The 25,108-nt window shown below is 55.8% G+C and carries 36 protein-coding genes; 35 read left to right on the forward strand and 1 reads right to left on the reverse strand.

The window, feature by feature from the left end:
* Nucleotides 1–177 precede the first annotated feature (177 nt).
* From rpsL to bfr, 34 genes are all read left to right on the forward strand, one after another.
* Nucleotides 178–549, forward strand: coding sequence for a 30S ribosomal protein S12 (gene rpsL / locus AB4O36_RS28940; protein ID WP_003186084.1), 372 nt, complete (start codon nucleotides 178–180; stop codon nucleotides 547–549).
* Nucleotides 550–658: 109 nt separating this feature from the next.
* Nucleotides 659–1,132, forward strand: coding sequence for a 30S ribosomal protein S7 (gene rpsG / locus AB4O36_RS28945; protein WP_016772941.1), 474 nt, complete (start codon nucleotides 659–661; stop codon nucleotides 1,130–1,132).
* 30 nt (nucleotides 1,133–1,162) lie between these two features.
* Entirely contained in the window at nucleotides 1,163–3,268 is a 2,106-nt protein-coding gene (fusA, locus tag AB4O36_RS28950) for an elongation factor G (RefSeq protein ID WP_460120415.1), read from the forward strand.
* 31 nt (nucleotides 3,269–3,299) lie between these two features.
* The gene (gene tuf / locus AB4O36_RS28955) at nucleotides 3,300–4,493 is read left to right on the forward strand and encodes an elongation factor Tu (RefSeq protein ID WP_460120417.1); all 1,194 of its coding nucleotides are present in this window, start codon (nucleotides 3,300–3,302) and stop codon (nucleotides 4,491–4,493) included.
* A gap of 156 nt (nucleotides 4,494–4,649) precedes the next feature.
* A complete protein-coding gene (gene rpsJ, locus AB4O36_RS28960; RefSeq protein ID WP_003186070.1) occupies nucleotides 4,650–4,961 on the forward strand; it encodes a 30S ribosomal protein S10 in 312 nt (103 codons plus the stop codon).
* Between the two features lie 80 nt (nucleotides 4,962–5,041).
* Nucleotides 5,042–5,677 (forward strand): 50S ribosomal protein L3, encoded by a 636-nt coding sequence (gene rplC, locus AB4O36_RS28965; protein ID WP_460120419.1) that lies wholly within the window; start codon nucleotides 5,042–5,044, stop codon nucleotides 5,675–5,677.
* Nucleotides 5,678–5,689: 12 nt separating this feature from the next.
* Nucleotides 5,690–6,292 carry a 50S ribosomal protein L4 gene (gene rplD / locus AB4O36_RS28970; RefSeq protein WP_460120420.1) on the forward strand — a complete coding sequence of 201 codons (603 nt, stop codon included), beginning with the start codon at nucleotides 5,690–5,692 and terminating at the stop codon, nucleotides 6,290–6,292.
* Complete coding sequence (gene rplW, locus AB4O36_RS28975; protein ID WP_002555488.1) at nucleotides 6,289–6,588, forward strand: 50S ribosomal protein L23; 300 nt, start codon at nucleotides 6,289–6,291, stop codon at nucleotides 6,586–6,588. The genes rplD and rplW overlap by 4 nt, the downstream gene beginning before the upstream one ends.
* 14 nt (nucleotides 6,589–6,602) lie before the next feature.
* Nucleotides 6,603–7,427: a 50S ribosomal protein L2 gene (gene rplB, locus AB4O36_RS28980; protein WP_007924198.1), complete on the forward strand. Its 825-nt coding sequence runs from the start codon at nucleotides 6,603–6,605 to the stop codon at nucleotides 7,425–7,427.
* A gap of 16 nt (nucleotides 7,428–7,443) precedes the next feature.
* The gene (rpsS, locus tag AB4O36_RS28985; RefSeq protein ID WP_085585806.1) at nucleotides 7,444–7,719 is read left to right on the forward strand and encodes a 30S ribosomal protein S19; all 276 of its coding nucleotides are present in this window, start codon (nucleotides 7,444–7,446) and stop codon (nucleotides 7,717–7,719) included.
* 11 nt (nucleotides 7,720–7,730) lie between these two features.
* The gene (gene rplV / locus AB4O36_RS28990) at nucleotides 7,731–8,063 is read left to right on the forward strand and encodes a 50S ribosomal protein L22 (protein WP_003103908.1); all 333 of its coding nucleotides are present in this window, start codon (nucleotides 7,731–7,733) and stop codon (nucleotides 8,061–8,063) included.
* A 13-nt stretch (nucleotides 8,064–8,076) separates the two neighbouring features.
* The gene (gene rpsC, locus AB4O36_RS28995) at nucleotides 8,077–8,763 is read left to right on the forward strand and encodes a 30S ribosomal protein S3 (RefSeq protein WP_007970424.1); all 687 of its coding nucleotides are present in this window, start codon (nucleotides 8,077–8,079) and stop codon (nucleotides 8,761–8,763) included.
* A 12-nt stretch (nucleotides 8,764–8,775) separates the two neighbouring features.
* Nucleotides 8,776–9,189, forward strand: coding sequence for a 50S ribosomal protein L16 (gene rplP, locus AB4O36_RS29000; protein WP_003228729.1), 414 nt, complete (start codon nucleotides 8,776–8,778; stop codon nucleotides 9,187–9,189).
* Nucleotides 9,189–9,380 (forward strand): 50S ribosomal protein L29, encoded by a 192-nt coding sequence (gene rpmC / locus AB4O36_RS29005; RefSeq protein WP_002555481.1) that lies wholly within the window; start codon nucleotides 9,189–9,191, stop codon nucleotides 9,378–9,380. Before rplP ends, rpmC begins: the two co-directional genes overlap by 1 nt.
* Nucleotides 9,381–9,382: 2 nt before the next feature.
* Nucleotides 9,383–9,649 (forward strand): 30S ribosomal protein S17, encoded by a 267-nt coding sequence (gene rpsQ / locus AB4O36_RS29010; protein ID WP_003176419.1) that lies wholly within the window; start codon nucleotides 9,383–9,385, stop codon nucleotides 9,647–9,649.
* A 23-nt stretch (nucleotides 9,650–9,672) separates the two neighbouring features.
* Nucleotides 9,673–10,041 carry a 50S ribosomal protein L14 gene (gene rplN / locus AB4O36_RS29015; RefSeq protein WP_002555479.1) on the forward strand — a complete coding sequence of 123 codons (369 nt, stop codon included), beginning with the start codon at nucleotides 9,673–9,675 and terminating at the stop codon, nucleotides 10,039–10,041.
* Between the two features lie 11 nt (nucleotides 10,042–10,052).
* A complete protein-coding gene (gene rplX, locus AB4O36_RS29020) occupies nucleotides 10,053–10,367 on the forward strand; it encodes a 50S ribosomal protein L24 (RefSeq protein ID WP_003186046.1) in 315 nt (104 codons plus the stop codon).
* Between the two features lie 20 nt (nucleotides 10,368–10,387).
* A complete protein-coding gene (gene rplE, locus AB4O36_RS29025) occupies nucleotides 10,388–10,927 on the forward strand; it encodes a 50S ribosomal protein L5 (RefSeq protein WP_003210069.1) in 540 nt (179 codons plus the stop codon).
* Between the two features lie 13 nt (nucleotides 10,928–10,940).
* Nucleotides 10,941–11,246: a 30S ribosomal protein S14 gene (gene rpsN, locus AB4O36_RS29030; protein WP_003228726.1), complete on the forward strand. Its 306-nt coding sequence runs from the start codon at nucleotides 10,941–10,943 to the stop codon at nucleotides 11,244–11,246.
* A 209-nt stretch (nucleotides 11,247–11,455) separates the two neighbouring features.
* Complete coding sequence (gene rpsH / locus AB4O36_RS29035; RefSeq protein WP_017848802.1) at nucleotides 11,456–11,848, forward strand: 30S ribosomal protein S8; 393 nt, start codon at nucleotides 11,456–11,458, stop codon at nucleotides 11,846–11,848.
* A 12-nt stretch (nucleotides 11,849–11,860) separates the two neighbouring features.
* Nucleotides 11,861–12,394: a 50S ribosomal protein L6 gene (rplF, locus tag AB4O36_RS29040; protein WP_025129400.1), complete on the forward strand. Its 534-nt coding sequence runs from the start codon at nucleotides 11,861–11,863 to the stop codon at nucleotides 12,392–12,394.
* A gap of 10 nt (nucleotides 12,395–12,404) precedes the next feature.
* Nucleotides 12,405–12,755 carry a 50S ribosomal protein L18 gene (rplR, locus tag AB4O36_RS29045; protein WP_003186037.1) on the forward strand — a complete coding sequence of 117 codons (351 nt, stop codon included), beginning with the start codon at nucleotides 12,405–12,407 and terminating at the stop codon, nucleotides 12,753–12,755.
* Nucleotides 12,756–12,758: 3 nt separating this feature from the next.
* Entirely contained in the window at nucleotides 12,759–13,259 is a 501-nt protein-coding gene (gene rpsE / locus AB4O36_RS29050; protein ID WP_460120424.1) for a 30S ribosomal protein S5, read from the forward strand.
* 2 nt (nucleotides 13,260–13,261) lie between these two features.
* A complete protein-coding gene (rpmD, locus tag AB4O36_RS29055) occupies nucleotides 13,262–13,438 on the forward strand; it encodes a 50S ribosomal protein L30 (protein WP_003176408.1) in 177 nt (58 codons plus the stop codon).
* A 3-nt stretch (nucleotides 13,439–13,441) separates the two neighbouring features.
* Nucleotides 13,442–13,879 (forward strand): 50S ribosomal protein L15, encoded by a 438-nt coding sequence (rplO, locus tag AB4O36_RS29060; RefSeq protein ID WP_003228720.1) that lies wholly within the window; start codon nucleotides 13,442–13,444, stop codon nucleotides 13,877–13,879.
* A complete protein-coding gene (gene secY, locus AB4O36_RS29065) occupies nucleotides 13,880–15,208 on the forward strand; it encodes a preprotein translocase subunit SecY (protein WP_003228718.1) in 1,329 nt (442 codons plus the stop codon).
* A 27-nt stretch (nucleotides 15,209–15,235) separates the two neighbouring features.
* Nucleotides 15,236–15,352 carry a 50S ribosomal protein L36 gene (rpmJ, locus tag AB4O36_RS29070; protein ID WP_002555468.1) on the forward strand — a complete coding sequence of 39 codons (117 nt, stop codon included), beginning with the start codon at nucleotides 15,236–15,238 and terminating at the stop codon, nucleotides 15,350–15,352.
* Between the two features lie 130 nt (nucleotides 15,353–15,482).
* The gene (gene rpsM, locus AB4O36_RS29075) at nucleotides 15,483–15,839 is read left to right on the forward strand and encodes a 30S ribosomal protein S13 (RefSeq protein WP_009045849.1); all 357 of its coding nucleotides are present in this window, start codon (nucleotides 15,483–15,485) and stop codon (nucleotides 15,837–15,839) included.
* Between the two features lie 30 nt (nucleotides 15,840–15,869).
* Nucleotides 15,870–16,259, forward strand: coding sequence for a 30S ribosomal protein S11 (gene rpsK, locus AB4O36_RS29080; RefSeq protein WP_002555466.1), 390 nt, complete (start codon nucleotides 15,870–15,872; stop codon nucleotides 16,257–16,259).
* Nucleotides 16,260–16,277: 18 nt separating this feature from the next.
* Nucleotides 16,278–16,898, forward strand: coding sequence for a 30S ribosomal protein S4 (rpsD, locus tag AB4O36_RS29085; protein WP_122852423.1), 621 nt, complete (start codon nucleotides 16,278–16,280; stop codon nucleotides 16,896–16,898).
* Nucleotides 16,899–16,920: 22 nt separating this feature from the next.
* A complete protein-coding gene (locus tag AB4O36_RS29090) occupies nucleotides 16,921–17,922 on the forward strand; it encodes a DNA-directed RNA polymerase subunit alpha (RefSeq protein ID WP_460140819.1) in 1,002 nt (333 codons plus the stop codon).
* A 42-nt stretch (nucleotides 17,923–17,964) separates the two neighbouring features.
* Entirely contained in the window at nucleotides 17,965–18,351 is a 387-nt protein-coding gene (gene rplQ / locus AB4O36_RS29095) for a 50S ribosomal protein L17 (RefSeq protein ID WP_007955635.1), read from the forward strand.
* Between the two features lie 192 nt (nucleotides 18,352–18,543).
* Nucleotides 18,544–19,998 (forward strand): catalase, encoded by a 1,455-nt coding sequence (locus AB4O36_RS29100; RefSeq protein WP_460140820.1) that lies wholly within the window; start codon nucleotides 18,544–18,546, stop codon nucleotides 19,996–19,998.
* A 149-nt stretch (nucleotides 19,999–20,147) separates the two neighbouring features.
* Nucleotides 20,148–20,612, forward strand: coding sequence for a bacterioferritin (gene bfr / locus AB4O36_RS29105; protein ID WP_460120430.1), 465 nt, complete (start codon nucleotides 20,148–20,150; stop codon nucleotides 20,610–20,612).
* Between the two features lie 66 nt (nucleotides 20,613–20,678).
* On the opposite strand, the gene uvrA is transcribed toward bfr, so the two are convergent.
* Nucleotides 20,679–23,513: an excinuclease ABC subunit UvrA gene (uvrA, locus tag AB4O36_RS29110; RefSeq protein ID WP_460140821.1), complete on the reverse strand. Its 2,835-nt coding sequence runs from the start codon at nucleotides 23,511–23,513 to the stop codon at nucleotides 20,679–20,681.
* A gap of 190 nt (nucleotides 23,514–23,703) precedes the next feature.
* On the opposite strand from uvrA, the gene AB4O36_RS29115 reads away from it, so the two are divergent.
* Nucleotides 23,704–25,101 (forward strand): MFS transporter, encoded by a 1,398-nt coding sequence (locus tag AB4O36_RS29115; protein WP_460120435.1) that lies wholly within the window; start codon nucleotides 23,704–23,706, stop codon nucleotides 25,099–25,101.
* The last annotated feature ends 7 nt before the right edge of the window (nucleotides 25,102–25,108 follow it).

Consider the following 25,108-nt stretch of genomic DNA (forward strand, 5'->3'; position numbering starts at 1 on the left):
TCATCGAATCGAGACAAATTGTCGAGGTTGGATGAGCGGGGAGGTCGGGGCCTTGCCTTGACTGGGGCCAAGATCCTCTTTAGACTCTTGTACCCCTAAATTTGGCGGGAACTCGTTCCTGCCATTTTGCTTTTCTTGCAAGACAATAGCGTCGCAAGACAACAGTGGAGCTAGTAGATGGCAACTATCAACCAGCTGGTACGTCAGCCGCGTAAGCGTATCGTCGAGAAATCCGACGTGCCTGCGCTGCAGAACTGCCCGCAACGTCGTGGCGTGTGCACCCGTGTGTACACCACCACGCCGAAAAAACCTAACTCGGCACTGCGTAAAGTATGCCGTGTGCGCCTGACCAACGGTTTCGAGGTTTCCTCGTACATCGGTGGTGAAGGTCACAACCTGCAAGAGCACAGCGTGGTACTGATCCGCGGCGGTCGTGTAAAAGACTTGCCAGGTGTTCGTTATCACACCGTTCGCGGTTCGTTGGATACTTCCGGTGTCAAAGGTCGTAACCAGGGTCGTTCGAAGTACGGTACCAAGCGTCCGAAGTAATTGGCCGCTTTGCAGTTTTCTAATTTATTGAGTCGATAAGAGTAAGGTCGGGCACGTATCTCTCGAGATCTGTTCCGAACTAACCTGAAGACCGTTTGAGGGCTTATCAATGCCAAGACGTCGCGTAGCAGCAAAGCGTGAGATTCTGGACGATCCGAAATACGGAAGCCAAATCCTCGCCAAATTCATGAACCACGTTATGGAAAGCGGCAAGAAAGCCGTTGCCGAGCGTATCGTTTATGGTGCCCTGGAAACCGTTGCGGCTCGTAAGGCTGGCACCGATCCCCTGGAACTCTTCGAAAAAGCACTCGACGCCATCGCTCCGCTGGTCGAAGTGAAGTCGCGCCGCGTTGGTGGTGCTACTTACCAGGTTCCGGTCGAGGTTCGTCCTTCCCGTCGTAACGCTCTGGCAATGCGCTGGTTGGTAGACTTCGCCCGCAAGCGCGGCGAGAAGTCCATGGCTCTGCGTTTGGCTGGCGAACTGCTGGATGCTGCTGAAGGCAAAGGTGCTGCAGTTAAGAAGCGTGAAGACGTGCACCGTATGGCCGAAGCCAACAAGGCTTTCTCGCACTACCGCTTCTAATTTAAGCTTCACTAATTTTGCGAGGGCTTTATGGCTCGTACTACTCCGATTAGCCGCTACCGTAACATCGGTATCGTCGCTCACGTGGATGCTGGTAAAACCACCACCACCGAGCGCGTCCTTTTTTACACCGGCAAAAGTCACAAAATGGGCGAGGTGCATGATGGCGCCGCGACCACAGACTGGATGGTGCAGGAGCAGGAGCGTGGTATTACCATTACTTCTGCTGCCATCACCGCCTTCTGGAAAGGTTCCGAGAAGCAGTACTCGCACGAGCATCGCTTCAACGTTATCGATACCCCGGGCCACGTAGACTTCACCATTGAAGTAGAGCGCTCCCTGCGCGTACTCGACGGCGCTGTCGTTGTGTTCTGCGGTACTTCGGGCGTTGAGCCGCAGTCCGAAACCGTATGGCGCCAAGCCAACAAATACGGTGTTCCACGTCTTGTTTACGTAAACAAGATGGACCGTGCCGGCGCTAACTTCCTGCGCGTGATTGGTCAGATCAAGCAGCGTCTGGGTCACACTCCGGTGCCGATTCAGTTGGCTATCGGTTCCGAAGACAACTTCCAGGGTCAGATCGATCTGATCAACATGCAAGCTGTCTACTGGAACGACTCCGACAAGGGTATGGTCCCTGTTCGCAAGGACATCCCTGCCGAGCTGCAAGAGCTGGCTGAAGAGTGGCGCAACAACATGGTTGAAGCTGCTGCCGAAGCCAACGAAGAGCTGATGAACAAGTACCTGGAAGGCGAAGAGCTGTCGATCGAAGAGATCAAGGCTGCTTTGCGTCAGCGTACTATCGCCGGCGAAATCGTTCTGGCTGTTTGCGGTTCTTCCTTCAAGAACAAGGGTGTTCCCCTGGTTCTCGACGCCGTTATCGACTTCCTGCCTGCTCCAACCGACATTCCTGCTATCAAGGGTTCCAACCCTGATAACGAGGAAGAGGAAATGGAGCGTCATGCAAACGACGAAGAGCCGTTCGCAGCACTGGCGTTCAAGATCGCTACCGACCCGTTCGTGGGTACTCTGACCTTCGTCCGTGTTTATTCGGGCGTGTTGAACTCCGGTGACGGCGTGATCAACTCGGTCAAAGGCAAGAAAGAGCGCGTGGGCCGTATGGTGCAAATGCACGCAAACGCCCGTGAAGAAATCAAGGAAGTACGCGCTGGTGACATCGCGGCCTTGATCGGCATGAAGGACGTCACCACTGGTGAGACTTTGTGCAGCGCTGACAAGCCAATCATCCTGGTTCGCATGGACTTCCCGGAGCCGGTTATTTCGGTTGCCGTTGAGCCTAAGACCAAGGATGACCAGGAAAAAATGGGTATCGCTCTGGGCAAGCTCGCTCAGGAAGACCCGTCTTTCCGCGTCAAGACTGATGAAGAGACTGGTCAGACGATCATCTCTGGTATGGGTGAGTTGCACCTGGACATCCTGGTTGACCGGATGCGCCGTGAGTTCAACGTTGAAGCCAACATCGGTAAGCCTCAAGTTTCGTATCGTGAGCGCATCACGAAGAACTGCGAAATCGAAGGCAAGTTCGTTCGTCAATCCGGTGGTCGTGGCCAGTTTGGTCACTGCTGGATTCGTTTTGCCCCTGCTGACGAAGGTCAGGAAGGTCTGCAATTCGTGAACGAAGTAGTGGGTGGTGTGGTTCCTAAGGAATACATCCCGGCTATCCAGAAAGGTATCGAAGAGCAGATGAAAAACGGCGTAGTTGCCGGTTATCCGCTGATCGGCCTGAAGGCTACTGTGTTCGATGGTTCCTACCACGACGTCGACTCCAACGAGATGGCGTTCAAGGTGGCTGCTTCCATGGCGACCAAGCAACTGGCCCAGAAGGGCGGTGGTGAGTTGCTCGAGCCGATCATGGCGGTAGAGGTTGTTACGCCTGAAGACTATATGGGTGATGTGATGGGCGACCTTAACCGTCGCCGTGGCATGATTCAGGGTATGGAAGACACGGTCTCCGGCAAAGTTATCCGCGCCGAAGTTCCGCTGGGTGAGATGTTCGGTTATGCGACCGACGTTCGTTCCATGTCCCAGGGTCGCGCAAGCTACTCTATGGAATTCAAAAAATACGATACAGCTCCGTCGCACATCGTCGAAACTGTAACCAAAAAACAAGGCTGATTCAGCCCCTTTAGGCTAGGAGTTAATTGTCGTGGCTAAAGAAAAATTTGATCGTTCCCTTCCGCACGTCAACGTTGGCACCATCGGTCACGTTGACCACGGTAAAACCACTCTGACCGCAGCTCTGACTCGCGTCTGCTCCGAAGTTTTCGGTTCGGCCGTAGTTGAATTCGACAAGATCGACAGCGCGCCAGAAGAAAAAGCTCGTGGTATCACCATCAACACCGCGCACGTTGAATACAACTCGCTGATCCGTCACTACGCTCACGTTGACTGCCCAGGTCACGCTGACTACGTGAAGAACATGATCACCGGTGCTGCCCAGATGGACGGCGCGATTCTGGTTTGCTCGGCCGCTGATGGTCCGATGCCACAAACCCGTGAGCACATCCTGCTGTCCCGCCAGGTAGGCGTTCCGTACATCGTGGTTTTCCTGAACAAGGCTGACCTGGTAGACGACGCTGAGCTGCTGGAACTGGTTGAGATGGAAGTGCGCGACCTGCTGAGCACTTACGACTTCCCAGGTGATGACACTCCAATCATCATCGGTTCTGCTCGTATGGCGCTGGAAGGCAAAGACGACAACGAAATGGGCACTACCGCTGTCAAGAAGCTGGTAGAGACTCTGGACAGCTACATCCCAGAACCAGTTCGTATGATCGACAAGCCGTTCCTGATGCCAATCGAAGACGTATTCTCGATCTCCGGTCGCGGTACTGTGGTAACCGGTCGTATCGAGCGCGGTATCGTTCGCGTTCAAGATGCACTGGAAATCGTTGGTCTGCGTGACACCACTACCACCACCTGCACCGGTGTTGAAATGTTCCGCAAACTGCTCGACGAAGGTCGTGCTGGCGAGAACTGCGGCGTTCTGCTGCGTGGTACCAAGCGTGACGACGTTGAGCGTGGCCAGGTTCTGGTTAAGCCAGGTTCGGTTAAGCCGCACACCAAGTTCACCGCAGAAGTTTACGTTCTGAGCAAGGAAGAAGGCGGTCGTCACACTCCGTTCTTCAAAGGCTACCGTCCACAGTTCTACTTCCGTACTACTGACGTGACTGGTAACTGCCAGCTGCCAGAAGGCGTTGAAATGGTAATGCCAGGTGATAACATCCAAATGGAAGTTACCCTGATCAAAACCATCGCGATGGAAGACGGCCTGCGTTTCGCTATCCGTGAAGGCGGTCGTACCGTCGGCGCTGGCGTCGTAGCTAAAATCATCGAGTAATCTCTTTTTGAGATAGCTTCGATGCTTTGAAAAAGCCCCCGCTCAGCGGGGGCTTTTTTATTGGGTTGACACCTATCTGGGGCGTCTATAGAATTGCGCCTCCTTTTAACGGGCGTATTGCGCCCGGTGGGAATAGCAGCCGGAGTCTGAAATCCAATGCAAAATCAGCAAATCCGTATCAGGTTGAAGGCTTTTGACCATCGCCTGATCGACCAATCAACCCAGGAAATCGTGGAAACCGCGAAACGTACTGGTGCTCAAGTGCGTGGTCCAATTCCACTGCCTACCCGTAAAGAGCGGTTCACCGTTCTGGTCTCCCCGCACGTCAACAAAGACGCGCGTGACCAGTACGAGATCCGTACTCATAAGCGCGTTCTGGACATCGTCCAGCCAACGGATAAAACCGTTGATGCTCTTATGAAGCTTGATCTTGCGGCCGGTGTGGAAGTGCAGATCAGCCTCGGCTAAGACTCGGTCTTGGTCGTGTAACGCTCTGAAATGGGCGGCCATAGCGGGTGAAAGCCCCGTACACTCATGAGGTTTACAACATGACTATTGGTGTAGTCGGTCGTAAATGCGGTATGACCCGTATTTTCACCGAAGAAGGTGTCTCCATTCCGGTCACGGTCATTGAGATCGAGCCGAATCGCGTCACCCAGTTCAAAACTGAAGAAACCGATGGCTATCGTGCAGTGCAAGTCACTGTCGGCGAGCGTCGCGCTTCGCGTGTAACAGCAGCTCAGGCTGGCCACTTCGCCAAGGCGAACGTAGCCGCTGGTCGTACCGTAATGGAATTCCGCCTTGAAGAAGGCGAGTACCAGGCCGGCGATCTGATCAACGCTGAACTCTTCGCCGCTGGTCAACTGGTTGATGTAACCGGTCAGTCCAAGGGTAAAGGCTTCCAGGGTACGATCAAGCGTTGGAACTTCCGCGGGCAAGATAACACCCACGGTAACTCCGTATCCCACCGCGTTCCAGGCTCTATCGGCCAGTGCCAGACTCCTGGTCGTGTATTCAAGGGCAAAAAAATGTCCGGTCATATGGGCGCTGAGCGCGTGACCGTGCAGTCCCTCGAAGTAGTGCGCGTGGACGCTGAACGCAATCTGTTGTTGGTCAAGGGTGCTGTTCCTGGCGCTACTGGCGGCAACGTGGTTGTACGTCCAGCAGCCAAGGCTCGCGGTTAAGGGGAAGCTGACATGCAATTAAATGTAAATGACGCTCAAGCGATCGAAGTTTCCGAACTGACATTTGGCGGCGAATTCAACGAGACGCTGGTTCACCAAGCAGTCGTGGCCTACATGGCCGGCGGCCGTCAAGGTAGCAAGCAGCAAAAGACCCGTTCCGACGTTTCCGGTGGCGGCAAGCGCCCATGGCGTCAGAAAGGTACTGGCCGTGCTCGTGCCGGTACCATTCGTAGCCCAATCTGGCGTGGCGGCGGTACCACTTTCGCAGCTCGTCCTCAGGATCACTCCCAAAAGCTGAACAAGAAGATGTATCGCGCAGCAATGCGTTCCATTCTTGCTGAGCTGGTGCGTACTGATCGTCTGGTTGTGGTTCAGGATTTCGCTGTTGAAACCCCGAAAACCAAAGACCTGCTGGGCAAACTGACCAACATGAGCCTGACCGACGTTCTGATCGTGTCGGACGCTGTTGACCAGAACCTGTACCTGGCTGCTCGCAACCTGCCACACGTCGATGTACGTGATGTGCAAGGTTCCGATCCAGTTAGTCTGATCGCATACGACAAGGTGTTGATCACCGTGTCGGCCGTGAAGAAATTCGAGGAGCTGCTGGGATGAACCAGGAACGCGTATTTAAAGTTCTGCTTGGCCCGCACGTTTCCGAAAAGGCTACGGTTCTGGCTGACAAAAAAGGCCAGTTCGTTTTCAAGGTTGCTACTGACGCAACCAAGCTGGAAATCAAGAAGGCCGTCGAAAGCCTGTTCAGCGTGAAAGTAGAGCGTGTTACTACCCTGAACGTTCTGGGTAAGAGCAAGCGCACTGCTCGCGGTCTGGGCAAGCGTAATGACTGGAAGAAGGCAGTTATCTCCCTTCAGCCAGGCCAAGATCTCGATTTCAGCAGCAGTGCTGAGTAAGGAAGGGGTGCATCATGGCAATCGTTAAATGCAAACCGACTTCCCCTGGCCGCCGTTTTGTGGTCAAGGTGGTCAACCAGGAGCTGCATAAAGGCGCTCCTCACGCACCGCTGCTCGAGAAAAAATCGAAGTCTGGTGGTCGTAACAACAATGGCCGTATTACCACGCGTCACGTTGGTGGTGGTCATAAGCAGCATTACCGTCTGGTCGACTTCCGTCGCAACGACAAAGATGGCATCGCTGCCACTGTCGAGCGTATCGAATACGATCCAAACCGTACTGCTCACATCGCTCTGCTGCTGTACGCAGATGGCGAGCGTCGCTACATCATCGCCCCTAAAGGCGTGAGCGCTGGCGACCAGCTGATCGCAGGTGCCTTGGCACCGATCAAGCCGGGCAACGCTCTGCAACTGCGCAACATTCCAGTTGGTAGCACCGTACACGGCATCGAATTGAAGCCAGGTAAAGGCGCACAGATCGCTCGTTCCGCTGGTGCTTCGGCTCAGCTGATCGCTCGTGAAGGTGTCTACGTGACCCTGCGTCTGCGTTCTGGTGAGATGCGTAAAGTGCTGGCTGAATGCCGTGCGACCCTGGGCGAAGTCTCGAACTCCGAGCACAGCCTGCGTTCGCTGGGTAAAGCTGGTGCCAAACGCTGGCGTGGCGTTCGCCCAACCGTTCGTGGTGTTGCCATGAACCCGGTTGACCACCCACATGGTGGTGGTGAAGGTCGTACCTCTGGTGGTCGTCATCCGGTATCGCCATGGGGCTTCCCGACTAAGGGCGCGAAGACTCGTGGTAATAAGCGTACCGACAAAATGATCGTCCGTCGTCGCAAGTAAATAGAGGGATACGACAGTGCCACGTTCTCTGAAAAAAGGTCCTTTTATCGATCTTCACCTACTGAAGAAGATCGAAGTGGCGGCGGAAAAGAATGATCGCAAACCGGTGAAAACCTGGTCGCGTCGTTCGATGATCCTGCCACAAATGGTCGGTCTGACCATCGCAGTACACAACGGTCGTCAGCACGTCCCAGTTCTCGTGAACGAAGACATGGTCGGCCACAAACTGGGCGAGTTCGCCGGTACCCGTAACTATCGCGGGCACGTGGCTGACAAGAAAGCCAAGCGTTAAGGGGTTAGGAAATGGAAGTAGCCGCTAAGTTGTCGGGCGCTCGAATCTCCGCCCAGAAAGCCCGCTTGGTCGCCGACCAGATCCGCGGGAAGAAGGTGGGCGAAGCGCTCAACCTGTTGGCTTTCAGCAGTAAGAAAGCCGCCGAGATCATGAAGAAAGTGCTGGAGTCGGCCGTAGCCAACGCCGAGCATAACGAAGGCGCAGACGTTGATGACCTGAAGGTCAGCACCGTTTTCGTCAACGAAGGGCGTTCGCTGAAGCGCATCATGCCACGTGCCAAAGGCCGTGCTGATCGCATCGTCAAGCGGTCTTGCCATATCACTGTCAAGGTTGCTGACAAGTAACGGAGTCGAAGAGATGGGTCAGAAAGTACATCCCATTGGCATTCGCCTGGGAATCGTCAAGGAGCACACCTCCGTCTGGTACGCAGACGGTCGGACTTATGCGGACTATTTGCTCGCAGATCTGAATGTGCGTGAGTACCTCCAAGACAAACTAAAAAGCGCGTCCGTAAGCCGTATCGATATCCATCGTCCGGCCCAAACTGCACGCATCACCATCCACACCGCTCGTCCAGGTATCGTTATCGGGAAGAAAGGTGAAGATGTTGAGAAACTGCGTCAGGACCTGACCAAGCAAATGGGTGTGCCTGTGCACATCAATATCGAAGAGATCCGCAAGCCGGAGCTCGACGGTATGCTGGTTGCGCAGAGCGTAGCTCAGCAGCTGGAGCGTCGTGTAATGTTCCGTCGCGCTATGAAGCGCGCAGTACAGAACGCCATGCGCATTGGTGCCAAAGGCATCAAAATCCAAGTGAGCGGTCGTCTCGGCGGTGCTGAAATCGCACGTACTGAATGGTATCGCGAAGGTCGTGTGCCACTGCACACCCTGCGTGCCGACATCGACTATGCCAACTACGAAGCTCACACCACCTATGGTGTGATCGGTGTAAAGGTTTGGATCTTCAAAGGCGAAGTAATTGGTGGTCGCCAAGAAGAGCTGAAGCCACAAGCACCAGCGCCTCGTAAAAAAGCTGCTAAGTAAGGGGTACGCCAAATGTTGCAACCTAAGCGTACGAAGTTCCGCAAGCAGATGACCGGCCACAACCGTGGTCTGGCATTGCGCGGTAGCAAAGTCAGCTTCGGCGAGTTCGCGCTGAAGTCTGTTGCTCGTGGTCGTCTCACCGCTCGTCAGATCGAGTCAGCGCGTCGTGCTCTGACCCGTCACGTAAAACGTGGCGGCAAGATCTGGATCCGTGTATTCCCGGACAAGCCTATTTCCAAGAAGCCACTCGAAGTTCGGATGGGTAAAGGTAAGGGTAACGTCGAATACTGGGTTGCCCAGATTCAGCCAGGCAAAGTCCTGTATGAAATCGAGGGTGTTTCTGAAGAGCTGGCGCGTGAGGCTTTCGCCCTGGCTGCTGCAAAGCTGCCGCTCGCCACCTCCTTTGTTAAACGGACGGTGATGTGATGAAAGCGAATGAACTTCGTGAAAAATCCGCACAGCAGCTGAACGAGCAACTGCTCGGCTTGCTGCGCGACCAGTTCAATCTGCGCATGCAGAAAGCAACTGGCCAGTTGGGGCAGTCGCATCTGCTCTCGCAAGTTAAGCGTGACATCGCTCGCGTGAAGACTGTGCTCAACCAGCAGGCAGGTAAGTGATCATGGCTGAAGCCGAAAAGACTGTCCGTACGCTGACTGGCCGTGTTGTCAGCGACAAGATGGACAAAACCATCACCGTACTGATCGAGCGTCGCGTTAAGCACCCGATCTACGGTAAATACGTTAAGCGTTCGACTAAGCTGCACGCGCACGACGAAACCAATCAGTGCCACATTGGCGACAAAGTCACTATTCGTGAAACTCGTCCTTTGGCCAAGACCAAGTCTTGGGCGCTGGTTGATGTTCTCGAACGCGCTGTGGAAGTCTAAGGACTAGGGGTCGGAGAAATTATATGATTCAGACTCAATCCATGCTCGATGTGGCCGATAACAGCGGCGCTCGCCGTGTTATGTGCATCAAGGTGCTGGGTGGCTCCCATCGTCGTTACGCTGGTATCGGTGACATCATCAAAGTTACCGTCAAGGAAGCAATTCCTCGCGGTAAAGTGAAAAAAGGCCAAGTGATGACTGCTGTTGTAGTCCGCACTCGTCACGGCGTACGTCGTGCTGATGGCTCCATTATCCGCTTTGATGGCAACGCTGCTGTTCTTCTGAACAACAAGCAAGAGCCGATCGGCACCCGTATCTTTGGGCCAGTGACCCGTGAACTTCGTACTGAGAAGTTCATGAAGATCGTCTCGCTCGCCCCAGAAGTGCTGTAAGGAGATCCGACATGCAAAAGATTCGTCGTGACGACGAGATCATCGTGATCGCCGGCAAAGACAAAGGTAAGCGCGGTAAGGTGCTGAAGGTTCTTGCTGACAACCGTCTGGTTGTTGGTGGTCTGAACCTGGTCAAGCGTCATACCAAGCCTAACCCGATGTCGGGCGTACAGGGCGGTATCGTCGAGAAAGAAGCGCCACTGCACGCTTCCAACGTCGCCATCTTCAACGGCGAAACCAACAAGGCTGACCGCGTTGGTTTCAAAGTAGAAGACGGTAAGAAAATTCGTGTCTTCAAGTCGACCCAAAAAGCGGTTGATGCTTGAACACTGCTAGGTAGAAGACCATGGCACGACTAAAAGAGATTTACCGGAAGGAAATCGCTCCGAAACTTAAGGAAGAACTTAAGCTTTCGAACGTGATGGAAGTTCCGCGCGTTACCAAGATCACCCTGAACATGGGTCTGGGCGAAGCGATCGGCGACAAAAAAGTCATCGAGCACGCTGTTGCTGACCTGGAAAAGATCACCGGCCAGAAAGTCGTTGTGACCTACGCTCGTAAATCCATCGCTGGCTTCAAAGTCCGCGAAGGATGGCCGATCGGCGTCAAAGTGACCCTGCGCCGTGAGCGTATGTACGAGTTCCTGGATCGTCTGCTGTCGATCTCCCTGCCTCGGGTCCGCGACTTCCGCGGTCTGAATGCCAAGTCCTTCGATGGTCGTGGTAACTACAGCATGGGCGTTAAAGAGCAGATCATTTTCCCGGAAATCGACTACGACAAGATCGATGCTCTCCGCGGTCTGGACATTACCCTGACCACCACTGCCAAGAACGATGACGAAGGCCGCGCTCTGCTGCGTGCTTTCAAATTCCCGTTCCGCAACTGATTGGAGTAGGAAAATGGCCAAGAAGAGCATGAAAAACCGTGAGCTGAAGCGTCAGCTCACCGTTGCCAAGTACGCCACCAAGCGTGCAGCGCTCAAAGCGATCATCGTGGATCTGAACGCAAGTCCAGAAGCACGTTGGGAAGCTACCGTAGCTCTGCAGAAGCAACCACGTGACGCAAGCGCTTCGCGCATGCGTAACCGTTGCCGCCTGACTGGTCGTCCGCACGGCGTTTACCGCAAGTTCGGCCTGGGCCGTAACAAACTGCGTGAAGCGGCAATGCGTGGTGACGTTCCAGGTCTGGTTAAAGCCAGCTGGTAAGCACTGTCAAAGTCTCGGCGTTCAGGGTTGCAAGAACCTGACCGCCGGTGACCTTGTACTTGAATCAAGCCCCTATTGGGGCTTGATTCATTTCTGGGGTGTGTCTAGAATACCCGGCTCGCCTGAGCCCGTGCTTTTTTGTACGGATGTATTCGGCGACACGTAGTAGTCGAAAGGCTAATTTTTTGTGTATTAGGAGCGTCTAGCCCATGAGTATGCAGGACCCGTTAGCGGACATGCTAACTCGAATCCGTAATGCCCAGATGGCTGAAAAGTCCGTCGTAAGCATGCCATCTTCTACTTTGAAGGTAGCTGTTGCCAAAGTCCTGAAGGACGAGGGTTACATTGCGGGTTATCAGATCAGCAGCGAAATCAAGCCACTGCTGTCCATCGAGCTGAAGTACTTCGAAGGCCGTCCGGTCATCGAGGAAGTGAAGCGCGTCAGCCGCCCAGGCCTGCGTCAGTACAAGTCCGTCGAGGATCTGCCAAAAGTTCGTGGCGGTCTCGGTGTGTCTATCGTCTCCACCAACAAAGGTGTGATGACGGATCGTGCTGCGCGCGCTGCCGGTGTCGGCGGCGAAGTTCTTTGCACTGTGTTCTAAGGGGGGATAAGCATGTCTCGCGTCGCTAAGAACCCCGTTAAGCTGCCAGCCGGTGTCGAAGTCAAATTCGCAGGTCAACAGCTTTCGGTGAAGGGTGCCAAGGGCACTCTCGAACTGAACGTCCATTCGTCCGTTGAGATTGTTGAAGAAGCTGGTGAGCTGCGTTTTGCTGCTCGCAATGGCGATCAACAGACTCGCGCAATGGCCGGTACCACTCGTGCGTTGGTAAACAACATGGTCCAAGGCGTAAGCCAAGGCTTCGAGCGCAAGCTCCAGCTGGTCGGTGTTGGTTACAAAGCGCAAGCAAAAGGCACAGTGCTGAACCTGGCTCTTGGCTTCTCGCACCCAGTGGATTATGAACTGCCGGAAGGCATCACCGCTGAGACTCCTAGCCAGACCGATATCCTGATCAAGGGCATCGACAAGCAGCTGGTAGGTCAAGTGGCCGCCGAGATCCGCGACTTCCGTCCACCAGAGCCGTACAAAGGCAAAGGTGTGCGCTACGCGGACGAAGTCGTCCGTCGTAAAGAAGCCAAGAAGAAGTAGGGCATAGCAAATGACCGACAAAAAAGTTACTCGACTGCGTCGCGCTCGCAAAGCACGCCTGAAAATGCACGAACTCGAAGTCGTGCGTCTCTGCGTGTTCCGCTCGTCGCAGCACATCTACGCCCAGGTCATTTCGGCCGACGGCAACAAAGTCCTGGCAAGTGCTTCGACTTTGGATAAAGAACTGCGTGATGGTGCTACCGGCAACATCGACGCGGCCACTAAGGTTGGCCAGCTGGTCGCTACGCGTGCTAAAGCCGCTGGCGTCTCGCAGGTGGCTTTCGACCGCTCTGGCTTCAAGTACCACGGTCGCGTCAAGGCGCTGGCTGATGCTGCTCGTGAAGCTGGGCTGGAGTTCTAAGTTATGTCAAATAACGACCAAAAGCGCGACGAAGGCTACATCGAGAAGCTGGTTCAAGTTAACCGCGTAGCCAAAACCGTTAAAGGCGGCCGTATCTTCACCTTCACCGCGTTGACCGTGGTAGGTGATGGTAAAGGGCGTGTTGGCTTCGGCCGTGGCAAGTCGCGTGAAGTGCCTGCTGCGATCCAGAAGGCAATGGAAGCTGCTCGCCGCAACATGATCCAGGTTGATCTGAACGGCACCACCCTGCAGTACGCAACGAAGTCCGCCCATGGCGCTTCGAAGGTATACATGCAGCCTGCTTCTGAAGGTACCGGTATCATCGCTGGCGGCGCTATGCGTGCCGTTCTCGAAGTTGCTGGCGTTCAGAACGTTCTGGCCAAGTGCTACGGCTCGACTAACCCGGTAAACGTGGTTCACGCCACTTTCAAGGGTCTGAAAGCCATGCAATCTCCTGAATCCATTGCCGCCAAGCGTGGCAAAAGCGTCAAGGAGATCTTCTGATCATGGCTACCGTTAAAGTAACGCTGATCAAAAGCATGACCGGCCGCATCCCTAACCACAAACTGTGCGTTAAGGGTCTGGGTCTGCGTCGCATCGGTCACACTGTAGAAGTCCAGGATACTCCCGAGAATCGCGGGATGATCAACAAGGCTTACTACATGCTGCGTGTCGAGGGTTAATCGATGAAACTCAATGATCTGAGTCCAGCGCCGGGTTCCCGTCGCGAAAAGCATCGTCCGGGCCGTGGTATCGGTAGTGGTTTGGGCAAGACCGGTGGCCGTGGCCACAAAGGTCAGACCTCCCGCTCCGGTGGCACCATTGCTCCAGGCTTTGAAGGCGGTCAACAGCCGCTGCATCGTCGCCTGCCGAAGTTCGGTTTCGTTTCCCTGAAAGCCATGGACCGCGCAGAAGTGCGTCTGTCCGAGCTGGCCAAAGTGGAAGGCGACATCGTCACCGTGCAGTCCTTGAAAGATGCCAACGTGATCAACGTCAACGTACAGCGTGTGAAAATCATGCTGTCCGGTGAAGTGACTCGCGCTGTAACCATCGGGAAGGGAATCGGCGCCACCAAAGGTGCGCGTGCGGCTATCGAAGCAGCTGGCGGCAAGTTCGAGGAATAAATGGCTAAGCAAGGTGCTCTCTCTGCGCTCGGCAAAGGCGGTATGTCTGAACTCTGGGCTCGTCTGCGTTTTCTGTTCCTGGCGATTATCGTCTACCGAATAGGCGCACACATCCCGGTTCCAGGTATCAACCCGGACCGACTCGCGGACCTGTTTCGACAGAATGAGGGGACCATTCTTAGCTTGTTCAACATGTTTTCCGGCGGCGCGCTGGAGCGGATGAGCATTTTTGCACTGGGGATCATGCCGTACATTTCGGCATCGATCATCATGCAATTGATGACCGCCGTCAGCCCGCAGCTGGAGCAGTTGAAGAAGGAAGGTGAAGCTGGCCGTCGCAAGATCAGCCAGTACACCCGCTACGGCACTGTCGTCCTCGCTCTCGTTCAGGCAATTGGCATGTCCATTGGTCTGGCAGGGCAGGGCGTTGCGTTCACTGGTGACTTTGGCTTCCATTTCGTCGCGGTATCCACTTTTGTGGCTGGTGCGATGTTCATGATGTGGCTGGGTGAGCAGATTACTGAGCGTGGTGTTGGCAACGGTATCTCGATGTTGATTTTTTCGGGTATCGTCGCCGGTCTTCCGAGAGCAATCGGGCAGTCTTTCGAGTCTGCGCGTCAGGGTGATATCAATATCTTCGCCCTGGTTGCCATCGGTTTGCTGGCAGTAGCGATTATCGGTTTCGTGGTGTTCATTGAGCGTGGTCAGCGTCGTATTGCTGTTCACTACGCCAAGCGTCAGCAGGGCCGCAAGGTTTTTGCTGCGCAGACCAGCCACCTGCCGCTGAAGGTGAACATGGCCGGTGTTATTCCGGCCATTTTCGCGAGCAGCATTCTGCTGTTCCCGGCTTCGCTGGGTGCCTGGTTTGGTCAGTCTGAGGGTATGGGCTGGTTGCAGGACATCTCGCAGTCGATCGCTCCTGGTCAGCCGTTGAATATTCTGCTGTTTAGTGCAGGGATTATTTTCTTCTGCTTCTTCTATACGGCGTTGATGTTCAATCCGAAAGACGTAGCGGAAAACCTGAAGAAGTCCGGTGCCTTTATTCCGGGCATCCGTCCAGGTGAGCAGTCTGCGCGCTACATTGATGGTGTTCTGACTCGCTTGACCATGTTCGGTGCTCTATACATGACGGCCGTGTGCCTGTTGCCCCAGTTCCTGGTGGTTGCGGCAAACGTTCCGTTCTACCTTGGCGGGACCTCGTTGCTGATCGTCGTCGTGGTTGTGATGGACTTCATGTCCCAAGTACAATCGCACCTCGTTTCGCACCAGTACGAATCCCTGATGAAGAAAGCCAACCTGAAGGGTTACGGCAGCGGCATGTTGCGCTGAGTACCCATAAGGTTCGAGGAGTTGGTGATGAAAGTTCGTGCATCGGTGAAAAAGCTGTGCCGTAACTGCAAGATTATTCGCCGCGAAGGTGTTGTTCGAGTAATTTGCAGCGCGGAACCGCGTCACAAACAGCGCCAAGGCTGAGTGTGATTGTGCTTCAAACCCGGTAGCTAGTGTGCTACCGGGTTGATTATTTGTTATTACAGCGATATTATCTCGCGCCCTATTTCTTGGCTTCCGGGGCGTAGGTAGCTGTCAATTGGAGTCCCACTGAATGGCCCGTATTGCAGGCGTTAACATTCCAGATAACAAGCATACTGTTATCTCGCTGACCTACATCTATGGTGTTGGTCGCACAACTGCGCAGAAAATCTGTGCAGAGACTGGGGTAAACCCAGCCGCTAAGATCAAGGATCTGAGCGACGAGCAAATTGAACAGCTGCGTGGCGAAGTGGCGAAGTTCACCACTGAAGGTGACCTGCGTCGCGAAATCAACATGAAAATCAAGCGCTTGATGGACCTCGGTTGCTATCGCGGTCTGCGTCATCGTCGCGGTCTTCCAGTACGCGGTCAGCGTACCAAGACCAACGCGCGTACCCGTAAAGGTCCGCGTAAGCCGATCCGCAAGTAATCGCCCCAGCGAATCGACAGGAATTTAATCATGGCAAAACCTGCTGCTCGTCCTCGTAAAAAAGTTAAAAAGACAGTGGTTGATGGCATCGCCCACATCCATGCTTCTTTTAACAACACCATCGTGACCATCACCGACCGTCAAGGTAACGCTCTTTCCTGGGCTACCTCCGGTGGTTCGGGTTTCCGCGGTTCCCGTAAGTCCACCCCGTTCGCTGCTCAAGTAGCTGCTGAGCGTGCTGGTCAAGCTGCGCTGGAATACGGTCTGAAAAACCTCGACGTTAACGTCAAAGGTCCAGGCCCAGGTCGTGAATCTGCAGTCCGTGCTTTGAACGGCTGTGGCTACAAGATCGCCAGCATCACCGACGTGACGCCAATCCCGCACAACGGGTGCCGTCCGCCGAAGAAGCGCCGCGTGTAATCCAGGAGATTGTGAAGAATGGCTCGTTACATTGGTCCAAAATGCAAACTCGCTCGTCGCGAAGGCACCGATCTCTTCCTGAAGAGCGGCGTGCGCGCGATCGAATCGAAGTGCAACATTGAAGCAGCACCTGGTATCCACGGCCAACGCCGCGGTCGCCAGTCCGACTACGGCACCCAACTGCGTGAAAAGCAGAAAGTCCGTCGTATCTACGGCGTTCTCGAGCGTCAATTCAGCGGCTACTACAAAGAAGCTGCTGGCAAGAAAGGTGCAACAGGCGAAAACCTGCTGCAACTGCTCGAATGCCGTCTGGACAACGTTGTATACCGTATGGGCTTTGGTTCGACTCGTGCCGAATCCCGTCAGCTGGTATCGCACAAGTCGATCAGCGTAAACGGCAAAACCGTTAACGTTCCGTCTTACCAGGTTCGTGCTGGTGACGTGGTTGCTGTTCGCGAGAAAGCAAAAAACCAACTTCGCATTGTCCAAGCTCTCGATCTGTGTGCCCAACGTGGCCGCGTAGAATGGGTAGAAGTAGACACTGAGAAGAAGTCGGGCGTTTTCAAGAACGTTCCAGCTCGCAGTGATCTGTCCGCCGACATCAACGAAAGCCTGATTGTCGAGCTCTACTCCAAGTAAGGGCTAGAAAATAGGTGCATCCATGCAGATTTCGGTAAATGAGTTCCTGGCACCACGCCATATTGATGTGCAGGTTGTCAGTCCAACCCGCGCCAAGATCACGCTCGAGCCTCTCGAGCGTGGTTTCGGCCACACCCTGGGCAACGCGCTGCGCCGCATCCTGTTGTCCTCAATGCCCGGCTGTGCAGTAGTCGAGGCCGAGATTGACGGTGTACTCCACGAGTACAGCGCCATCGAAGGCGTACAGGAAGACGTAATTGAAATCCTGTTGAACCTTAAAGGTCTGGCTATCAAGCTGCACGGTCGTGACGAAGTTACGCTGACCTTGTCGAAGAAGGGTTCGGGGGTGGTTACCGCTGCCGATATTCAGCTGGATCATGATGTCGAGATCGTTAACCCCGATCACGTAATCGCTAACCTGGCGTCTAACGGCGCCCTGAACATGAAGCTCACCGTAGCTCGTGGTCGTGGTTATGAACCGGCAGACTCGCGTCAGAGCGATGAAGACGAAAGCCGCAGCATTGGTCGCTTGCAGCTCGACTCTTCGTTCAGCCCGGTTCGCCGTATCGCATACGTGGTGGAAAACGCCCGTGTCGAACAGCGTACTAACCTGGACAAGCTGGTTATTGATCTGGAAACCAACGGTACCCTGGATCCTGAAGAGGCTATCCGCCGTGCTGCAACCATCCTGCAACAGCAGTTGGCTGCGTTCGTCGACCTCAAAGGTGACAGTGAACCAGTGGTTGTCGAGCAGGAAGACGAGATCGATCCGATCCTGCTTCGCCCGGTTGACGATCTGGAACTGACTGTACGTTCGGCTAACTGCCTTAAGGCGGAAAACATCTACTACATCGGCGACCTGATTCAGCGCACCGAAGTAGAGCTGTTGAAGACTCCGAACCTGGGCAAGAAATCCTTGACTGAAATCAAGGACGTTCTGGCCTCCCGCGGTCTGTCCCTCGGCATGCGCCTCGACAACTGGCCGCCTGCAAGTCTTAAGAAGGACGACAAGGCGACTGCCTGATCGTCGTAATCACCGAACGTTGTGTTTGGTAAGGAATGAACCATGCGTCATCGTAAAAGTGGTCGTCACCTGAGCCGCACCAGCTCGCACCGCAAGGCCATGTTCCAAAACATGGCGGTGTCGCTGTTCGAGCACGAGCTGATCAAAACTACTCTGCCAAAAGCCAAAGAACTGCGCCGCGTTGCCGAGCCGCTGATCACTCTGGCCAAGACAGACAGCGTTGCTAACCGTCGTCTGGCTTTCGACCGTACTCGTTCGAAAGCTATCGTTGGTAAGCTCTTCAACGACCTGGGCAAGCGTTACGCTACCCGTGAGGGTGGCTACCTGCGCATCCTCAAGTGCGGTTTCCGCGCTGGCGACAATGCGCCTATGGCGTACGTCGAGTTGGTTGATCGTGCTGTCGGCGGTGAAGCTGTATCCGCTGAGTAAGACGTCAGTCTGAAACGAAAAACCGGGCCTTGTGCCCGGTTTTTTGTTGGCGCTCAAAAAGTTTTGCGTCTGAAGTGATGGATTAGATATTTCTATCGAATATCAAAAGTTAATGAATTTGTACGTGTAACATTTGTGGTCAATACTCTCCACCAAGCCGATTAGCCGGCAGACCGAAGAGGAAGAGATCGCATGAGCCAAAATAAAATACTCACCACCGCCAGTGGCGCTCCTGTCGCTGATAACCAGAATTCTCGCTCCGCCGGCCCTCGCGGTCCGCTGCTTCTCGACGACTTCCACTTGCTGGAAAAACTGGCCCACTTCAACCGGGAAAACATTCCTGAGCGCCGTGTGCACGCAAAGGGTTCGGGCGCCTACGGTACGTTCACGGTGACGCGCGACATCACTGAATACACCAGCGCCAAACTGTTTGAATCGGTGGGTAAGCAAACTCCAACCTTCCTGCGTTTTTCTACCGTTGGCGGCGAGCGCGGCTCGGCTGATACCGAGCGAGATCCACGGGGCTTCGCGTTGAAGTTCTACACTGAGGAAGGTAACTGGGACATCGTGGGCAACAATACGCCCGTGTTCTTCATCCGTGACCCCCTCAAATTTCCGGACTTTATCCACACCCAGAAACGTCTGCCGCAGAGCAATCTGAAAAGTGCTCAGGTCATGTGGGATTTCTGGTCGCACTCTCCTGAGGCGCTGCACCAGGTCACTATTCTGTTTTCGGATCGCGGCATCCCTGACGGCTACCGTCACATGCACGGCTTCGGGAGTCACACTTATAGCCTGATCAATGCCAGCGGCGAGCGCCGGTGGGTGAAGTGGCACTACAAGACCAAGCAGGGGATCAAGAACCTGGCGCCGGCAGAGGCTGCTCGGCTGGCCGGTACCGATCCAGATTACGCACAGCGTGATCTGTTCGAAGCGATCGAGCGTGGCGACTTTCCTAAATGGAGTGTCTGCATCCAGGTCATGACCGAAGCCCAGGCTGAAGGGCACTACGAAAACCCGTTCGACGTGACCAAGACCTGGTCGCAGAAAGAGTTTCCGCTGATTGAAGTCGGCGAACTGGAGCTTAACCGCAACCCGCTGAACTACTTCGCCGAGGTTGAACAGGCGGCGTTCGGGCCGAGCAACATGGTGCCGGGTGTAGGCTTGTCGCCGGATCGCATGTTGCAAGGTCGGGTATTCGCCTATGCGGATGCGCACCGCTACCGTGTCGGTACCAATCACCAGCAGTTGCCAGTGAATGCACCGCGTAGCCCGGTCAACAGCTATCAACGTGATGGTTCGATGGCGTTTGGCAGCAATGGCGGCGCCGCACCGAACTACGAGCCGAACAGCTACGTAGAATCGCCGAAGCAAGCGCCTCGTTATGCCGAACCAGCACTGAAATTGAGTGACGTGGCTGATCGCTACGATCACCGCGAAGACACCGACTACTACAGCCACGCCGGTGCGCTTTTCCGCCTGATGAGTGATGAGCAGAAATCCCTGCTGGTCAACAACATCGCCGGCGCCATGGGTGGTGTGTCCGGGGATGTGGTAGACCGCCAATTGCAGCATTTCTACAAAGCCGACCCGGCGTATGGAGAAGCAATCGCGAAGGCGTTGGGTGTACAGCTTAACGAAGTCTAAACGAGAAGCAGAACCGCCCTCATTCGGGCGGTTTTTGCGTTATTTCAGCTGCTTTTCTCAGAATATCTTCGCTTTTGTTGCGTCAAGTGAGTGACCTCCCGGTCAGGTTGGTTCAAACTACAGACTTTCAAGCAGGGAGATGTAGGGCGATGCAAGGCCACCCAGACGTAATCGATTACCTCAACACGTTGCTGACCGGAGAACTGGCAGCGCGTGACCAATATTTCGTTCATTCGCGCATGTATGAAGACTGGGGTTTCACCAAGCTCTACGAGCGAATCAACCATGAGATGGAAGAGGAAGCCGGCCACGCTGACGCCCTGATGCGCCGCATTCTGATGCTCGAAGGCACGCCACGTATGCGTCCGGATGATGTAATCGTTGGAGTGACGGTGTCCGACATGCTTGCTGCGGACCTGCAACTGGAATACAAAGTCCGCGCTGCACTCTGCAAAGGCATCGAGTTGTGCGAAAAGCACCAGGACTATGTCAGCCGCGAGATCCTGCGCGTTCAATTGAACGATACCGAAGAAGATCACACCTACTGGCTGGAAAAGCAGTTGGGCCTGATCAAACTCATCGGTATCGAGAACTACCTGCAATCCCACGCCTGATTTGCAGCGGCTACAAAAAAGCCCCTGTCACCGATAACGTGACAGGGGCTTTTTCATGCGCAGGACTTAAGCCCTGTCGCGTTCCAGCAACGGCTTGAGGTAGAAACCGGTGTGTGACTGCTTCATCTCGGCAACCTCTTCCGGGGTACCCACGGCGATGATCTGCCCCCCTTTGGAACCACCTTCCGGCCCGAGGTCCACCAGCCAATCGGCGGTCTTGATCACGTCCAGGTTGTGCTCGATTACCACCACCGTGTTGCCGTGGTCGCGCAAACGGTGCAGCACGTCCAGCAGTTGCTGAATATCCGCGAAGTGCAAACCGGTGGTCGGCTCGTCGAGGATGTACAGGGTCTTGCCGGTATCGCGCTTGGACAGCTCGCGGGACAGCTTCACTCGCTGCGCTTCACCACCGGACAGCGTGGTCGCTGACTGCCCCAGCTTGATGTACGACAGGCCGACGTCCATCAGCGTCTGGAGCTTGCGCGCCAGGGCAGGGACGGCATCGAAGAACTCCCGCGCTTCCTCGATGGTCATCTCGAGGGTTTCGTGAATGCTCTTGCCTTTGTATTTGATCTCCAGCGTTTCGCGGTTGTAACGCTTGCTCTTGCAGACATCACACGGAACGTAGATGTCCGGCAGGAAGTGCATCTCAACCTTGATCAGGCCATCTCCCTGACAAGCTTCGCAGCGCCCCCCCTTGACGTTGAAGGAGAAGCGCCCCGGGCCGTAACCACGCGAACGGGACTCCGGAACCCCGGCGAACAGCTCGCGAATCGGTGTGAACAGCCCGGTGTAGGTCGCCGGGTTGGAGCGCGGCGTGCGGCCGATTGGGCTTTGGTCGATGTCGACGACCTTGTCCAGGTGCTCCAGTCCTTTGATGCTGTCGTGCGCGGCCGCTTCAAGCGTGGTGGCGCCGTTAAGGGCGGTGGCGCTCAACGGGAACAACGTGTTGTTGATCAACGTTGACTTGCCGGAGCCGGAAACCCCGGTAACGCAGGTCAGCAGGCCAATCGGGATATCCAGGTCGACGTTACGCAAGTTGTTGCCGCGAGCCCCTTTCAGAGAAAGCGACAGCTTCTTGTTGCGCGGCGTGCGCTTGGCCGGTACTTCGATTTTCACCCGGCCCGAGAGGTACTTGCCCGTCAGCGAATCCGGGTGGGCCATCACTTCCTTCGGTGTACCTTCGGCAACGATGTTGCCGCCATGTACGCCAGCGCCCGGGCCGATATCCACGACATAGTCCGCCAGGCGGATGGCATCTTCATCGTGCTCGACCACGATCACCGTGTTGCCGATGTCGCGCAGGTGCTTGAGCGTACCGAGCAAACGGTCGTTGTCGCGCTGATGCAGGCCGATCGATGGTTCATCGAGGATGTACAACACACCCACAAGCCCGGCGCCTATCTGGCTCGCCAGGCGAATGCGCTGGGCTTCACCGCCCGACAGGGTGTCCGCGCTGCGGTCCAGGGACAGGTAGTCCAAGCCGACGTTGACCAGGAATTGCAGGCGCTCGCGGATTTCCTTGAGGATCTTGTCGGCAATCTCGCCACGGCGCCCGCTGAGCTTCAGTACGCCGAAGTAGTCGCAGGCATCACCGATTGGCAGATTGGTGACCGCCGGCAGGTTCTTCTCGCCAACCCATACATGCCGCGCCTCGCGACGCAGGCGGGTGCCACGGCAATCCGGGCAAGGCTGGGTGCTGAGGAACTTCGCCAGTTCCTCGCGCACGGAAGCCGACTCGGTTTCTCGGTAGCGACGTTCCAGGTTGGGAACGATGCCTTCGAACGGGTGCGAGCGTTTGACGATGTCGCCACGGTCGTTCAGGTACTTGAAGTCGACGCTTTGCGAGCCGCTGCCGTGGAGGATGACTTTCTGTTGCTCGGCCGGCAGTTCGTTGAACGGCACTTCCAGGCTGAACTTGTAGTGTGAAGCCAGCGAGCCGAGCATCTGGAAATAGTAAACGTTACGCCTGTCCCAGCCGCGAATAGCGCCTTCAGCCAGGGTCAAATCACCATTGACCAGTCGCTTGATGTCGAAGAATTGCTTCACCCCCAGACCATCGCATGTCGGGCAGGCGCCGGCCGGGTTGTTGAAGGAGAACAGCTTGGGTTCCAGCTCGCTGATGGCATGGCCGCAGATCGGGCAGGCGAAACGTGCGGAAAAGATGATCTCCTCGCCCGGTTCGTCATCCATCGGTGCCACCAGTGCGATGCCGTCCGCCAGTTTCAGCGCCGTCTCGAAGGATTCGGCCAGGCGTTGCTGCAGGTCGGCGCGGACCTTGAAGCGGTCGACCACCACGTCGATGGTGTGTTTTTTCTGCTTGTCGAGCTTTGGCGCTTCGTCCAGCTCGTAAAGCTTACCGTTGATCCGGGCACGCACGAAACCCTGGGCGCGCAGCTCTTCGAAGACCGACATGTGTTCGCCTTTACGCTCGCGAATCACCGGGGCCAGCAGCATCAGCTTGCTACCTTCCGGCTGGGCGAGCACCAGGTCGACCATTTGGCTGACGGTTTGCGCTTCGAGCGGAATATCGTGGTCCGGGCAACGCGGAATGCCCACCCGCGCATAGAGCAGGCGCAGGTAGTCGTAAATTTCGGTGATGGTGCCGACGGTCGAGCGCGGGTTGTGCGAGGTCGACTTCTGTTCGATGGAGATGGCCGGTGACAGGCCTTCGATGGTGTCAACGTCGGGTTTTTCCATCATCGACAAAAACTGCCGGGCATAGGCCGACAGCGACTCGACGTAGCGGCGCTGGCCTTCGGCATACAGCGTGTCGAATGCCAGGGAAGACTTGCCGGACCCGGACAGGCCGGTGATGACGATCAGTTTGTCCCGTGGCAGGGTCAGGTCGATGTTCTTCAGGTTGTGGGTTCGGGCCCCACGAATCAGGATCTTGTCCAAAGTGGCCTCGCTCGGCGGGCGTCGAAAACGTGGAGTATACGGGCAAATACTGGATGGATAAACACTATGGAGCGAGTGGATAATGCGCGTTCATGAAGAGTCTGTCAGCGGAACGCGTCAAAGCGTCGCGATTTACCCTGTCATTCGATGGGACTGGTAGAATCGCGGCCGGTTCACACGAGGTTTTTCCATGCACGATCCCCACAGCGAACGCATGAGTGGCAGTGAGACCCGCGCGGCAAGCGGTCTGGCCCTCGTGTTCGCCTTCCGTATGCTTGGCATGTTCATGGTGTTGCCGGTATTGGCGACCTATGGCATGGATCTGGCGGGAGCGACCCCGGCCCTTATCGGGCTGGCGATTGGCGCTTACGGCCTGACCCAGGCGATTTTTCAGATTCCTTTCGGGGTCATATCCGACCGCATCGGTCGCCGCCCGGTGATTTACCTGGGCCTGATCGTCTTTGCCCTGGGCAGCGTGCTGGCCGCCAGTGCCGACTCGATCTGGGGCGTGATCGCCGGTCGCATCCTGCAGGGTGCCGGGGCGATTTCCGCTGCCGTGATGGCGCTGCTGTCCGACCTGACCCGAGAACAGCATCGTACCAAGGCCATGGCCATGATCGGGATGACGATCGGCCTGTCGTTCGCCGTCGCGATGGTGGTCGGTCCGTTGCTGACCCGCGCATTCGGCTTGTCCGGACTTTTTCTCGCCACCGGCGGCATGGCCCTGGTGGGCATTCTGATCGTCGCGTTCATGGTGCCGCGCGCCAGTGGGCCGTTGCAGCACCGGGAGTCCGGCGTCGCGCGCCAGGCCTTGATACCGACGCTCAAGCACCCGGACCTGCTGCGACTGGACCTGGGCATCTTTGTGTTGCACGCGATGTTGATGTCGAGCTTCGTCGCATTGCCCCTGGCCCTGGTCGAAAAAGCCGGGCTGCCCAAGGAGCAGCACTGGTGGGTCTACCTGACTGCGCTGTTGATTTCATTCTTCGCCATGATCCCGTTCATCATCTATGGCGAGAAGAAACGCAAAATGAAACGAGTTTTGTTGGGCGCGGTGCTGACGCTGATGCTCACTGAGCTATTCTTCTGGCAGTTCGGCGATAGCCTGCGAGCCCTTGTGATCGGGACGGTGGTGTTCTTTACCGCGTTCAATTTGCTGGAAGCTTCGCTGCCATCGCTGATCAGCAAGGTTTCACCAGCGGGTGGCAAGGGTACGGCGATGGGCGTTTATTCCACCAGTCAGTTCCTCGGATCGGCACTGGGCGGGATACTCGGCGGCTGGATGTTCCAGCACGGCGGTCTGTCGGTTGTGTTCCTTGGATGCGCCGCCCTGGCTGCCATCTGGCTGGCCTTTGCTGTTACCATGCGCGAACCTCCCTACGTGACGAGCCTGCGCTTGCCGTTGTCGCCCGAGGCGATCCGCGAAGCGGGTCTGGTCGAGCGCCTGATGGCCGTTGTAGGGGTAACAGATGCAGTGATCGTTGCAGATGAGGCGGCGATTTACATCAAATTGGACACCGAACTATTGGATCGCACTACCCTCGAGCGTCTGGTGAACAACCCGGCCGCGACAGCGTGCGAAGCCTAGGAGAACG

It is taken from the genome of Pseudomonas sp. S2_E01, assembly GCF_054668365.1.

What these genes read in the sequence shown, in the direction of transcription:
- rpsL (WP_003186084.1), top strand. Translation starts at nt 178, where the DNA reads ATGGCAACTATCAACCAGCTGGTACGTCAGCCGCGTAAGCGTATCGTC.
- rpsG (WP_016772941.1), top strand. Translation starts at nt 659, where the DNA reads ATGCCAAGACGTCGCGTAGCAGCAAAGCGTGAGATTCTGGACGATCCG.
- fusA (WP_460120415.1), top strand. Translation starts at nt 1,163, where the DNA reads ATGGCTCGTACTACTCCGATTAGCCGCTACCGTAACATCGGTATCGTC.
- rpsJ (WP_003186070.1), top strand. Translation starts at nt 4,650, where the DNA reads ATGCAAAATCAGCAAATCCGTATCAGGTTGAAGGCTTTTGACCATCGC.
- rplC (WP_460120419.1), top strand. Translation starts at nt 5,042, where the DNA reads ATGACTATTGGTGTAGTCGGTCGTAAATGCGGTATGACCCGTATTTTC.
- rplD (WP_460120420.1), top strand. Translation starts at nt 5,690, where the DNA reads ATGCAATTAAATGTAAATGACGCTCAAGCGATCGAAGTTTCCGAACTG.
- rplW (WP_002555488.1), top strand. Translation starts at nt 6,289, where the DNA reads ATGAACCAGGAACGCGTATTTAAAGTTCTGCTTGGCCCGCACGTTTCC.
- rplB (WP_007924198.1), top strand. Translation starts at nt 6,603, where the DNA reads ATGGCAATCGTTAAATGCAAACCGACTTCCCCTGGCCGCCGTTTTGTG.
- rplV (WP_003103908.1), top strand. Translation starts at nt 7,731, where the DNA reads ATGGAAGTAGCCGCTAAGTTGTCGGGCGCTCGAATCTCCGCCCAGAAA.
- rpsC (WP_007970424.1), top strand. Translation starts at nt 8,077, where the DNA reads ATGGGTCAGAAAGTACATCCCATTGGCATTCGCCTGGGAATCGTCAAG.
- rplP (WP_003228729.1), top strand. Translation starts at nt 8,776, where the DNA reads ATGTTGCAACCTAAGCGTACGAAGTTCCGCAAGCAGATGACCGGCCAC.
- rpmC (WP_002555481.1), top strand. Translation starts at nt 9,189, where the DNA reads ATGAAAGCGAATGAACTTCGTGAAAAATCCGCACAGCAGCTGAACGAG.
- rpsQ (WP_003176419.1), top strand. Translation starts at nt 9,383, where the DNA reads ATGGCTGAAGCCGAAAAGACTGTCCGTACGCTGACTGGCCGTGTTGTC.
- rplN (WP_002555479.1), top strand. Translation starts at nt 9,673, where the DNA reads ATGATTCAGACTCAATCCATGCTCGATGTGGCCGATAACAGCGGCGCT.
- rplX (WP_003186046.1), top strand. Translation starts at nt 10,053, where the DNA reads ATGCAAAAGATTCGTCGTGACGACGAGATCATCGTGATCGCCGGCAAA.
- rplE (WP_003210069.1), top strand. Translation starts at nt 10,388, where the DNA reads ATGGCACGACTAAAAGAGATTTACCGGAAGGAAATCGCTCCGAAACTT.
- rpsN (WP_003228726.1), top strand. Translation starts at nt 10,941, where the DNA reads ATGGCCAAGAAGAGCATGAAAAACCGTGAGCTGAAGCGTCAGCTCACC.
- rpsH (WP_017848802.1), top strand. Translation starts at nt 11,456, where the DNA reads ATGAGTATGCAGGACCCGTTAGCGGACATGCTAACTCGAATCCGTAAT.
- rplF (WP_025129400.1), top strand. Translation starts at nt 11,861, where the DNA reads ATGTCTCGCGTCGCTAAGAACCCCGTTAAGCTGCCAGCCGGTGTCGAA.
- rplR (WP_003186037.1), top strand. Translation starts at nt 12,405, where the DNA reads ATGACCGACAAAAAAGTTACTCGACTGCGTCGCGCTCGCAAAGCACGC.
- rpsE (WP_460120424.1), top strand. Translation starts at nt 12,759, where the DNA reads ATGTCAAATAACGACCAAAAGCGCGACGAAGGCTACATCGAGAAGCTG.
- rpmD (WP_003176408.1), top strand. Translation starts at nt 13,262, where the DNA reads ATGGCTACCGTTAAAGTAACGCTGATCAAAAGCATGACCGGCCGCATC.
- rplO (WP_003228720.1), top strand. Translation starts at nt 13,442, where the DNA reads ATGAAACTCAATGATCTGAGTCCAGCGCCGGGTTCCCGTCGCGAAAAG.
- secY (WP_003228718.1), top strand. Translation starts at nt 13,880, where the DNA reads ATGGCTAAGCAAGGTGCTCTCTCTGCGCTCGGCAAAGGCGGTATGTCT.
- rpmJ (WP_002555468.1), top strand. Translation starts at nt 15,236, where the DNA reads ATGAAAGTTCGTGCATCGGTGAAAAAGCTGTGCCGTAACTGCAAGATT.
- rpsM (WP_009045849.1), top strand. Translation starts at nt 15,483, where the DNA reads ATGGCCCGTATTGCAGGCGTTAACATTCCAGATAACAAGCATACTGTT.
- rpsK (WP_002555466.1), top strand. Translation starts at nt 15,870, where the DNA reads ATGGCAAAACCTGCTGCTCGTCCTCGTAAAAAAGTTAAAAAGACAGTG.
- rpsD (WP_122852423.1), top strand. Translation starts at nt 16,278, where the DNA reads ATGGCTCGTTACATTGGTCCAAAATGCAAACTCGCTCGTCGCGAAGGC.
- AB4O36_RS29090 (WP_460140819.1), top strand. Translation starts at nt 16,921, where the DNA reads ATGCAGATTTCGGTAAATGAGTTCCTGGCACCACGCCATATTGATGTG.
- rplQ (WP_007955635.1), top strand. Translation starts at nt 17,965, where the DNA reads ATGCGTCATCGTAAAAGTGGTCGTCACCTGAGCCGCACCAGCTCGCAC.
- AB4O36_RS29100 (WP_460140820.1), top strand. Translation starts at nt 18,544, where the DNA reads ATGAGCCAAAATAAAATACTCACCACCGCCAGTGGCGCTCCTGTCGCT.
- bfr (WP_460120430.1), top strand. Translation starts at nt 20,148, where the DNA reads ATGCAAGGCCACCCAGACGTAATCGATTACCTCAACACGTTGCTGACC.
- AB4O36_RS29115 (WP_460120435.1), top strand. Translation starts at nt 23,704, where the DNA reads ATGCACGATCCCCACAGCGAACGCATGAGTGGCAGTGAGACCCGCGCG.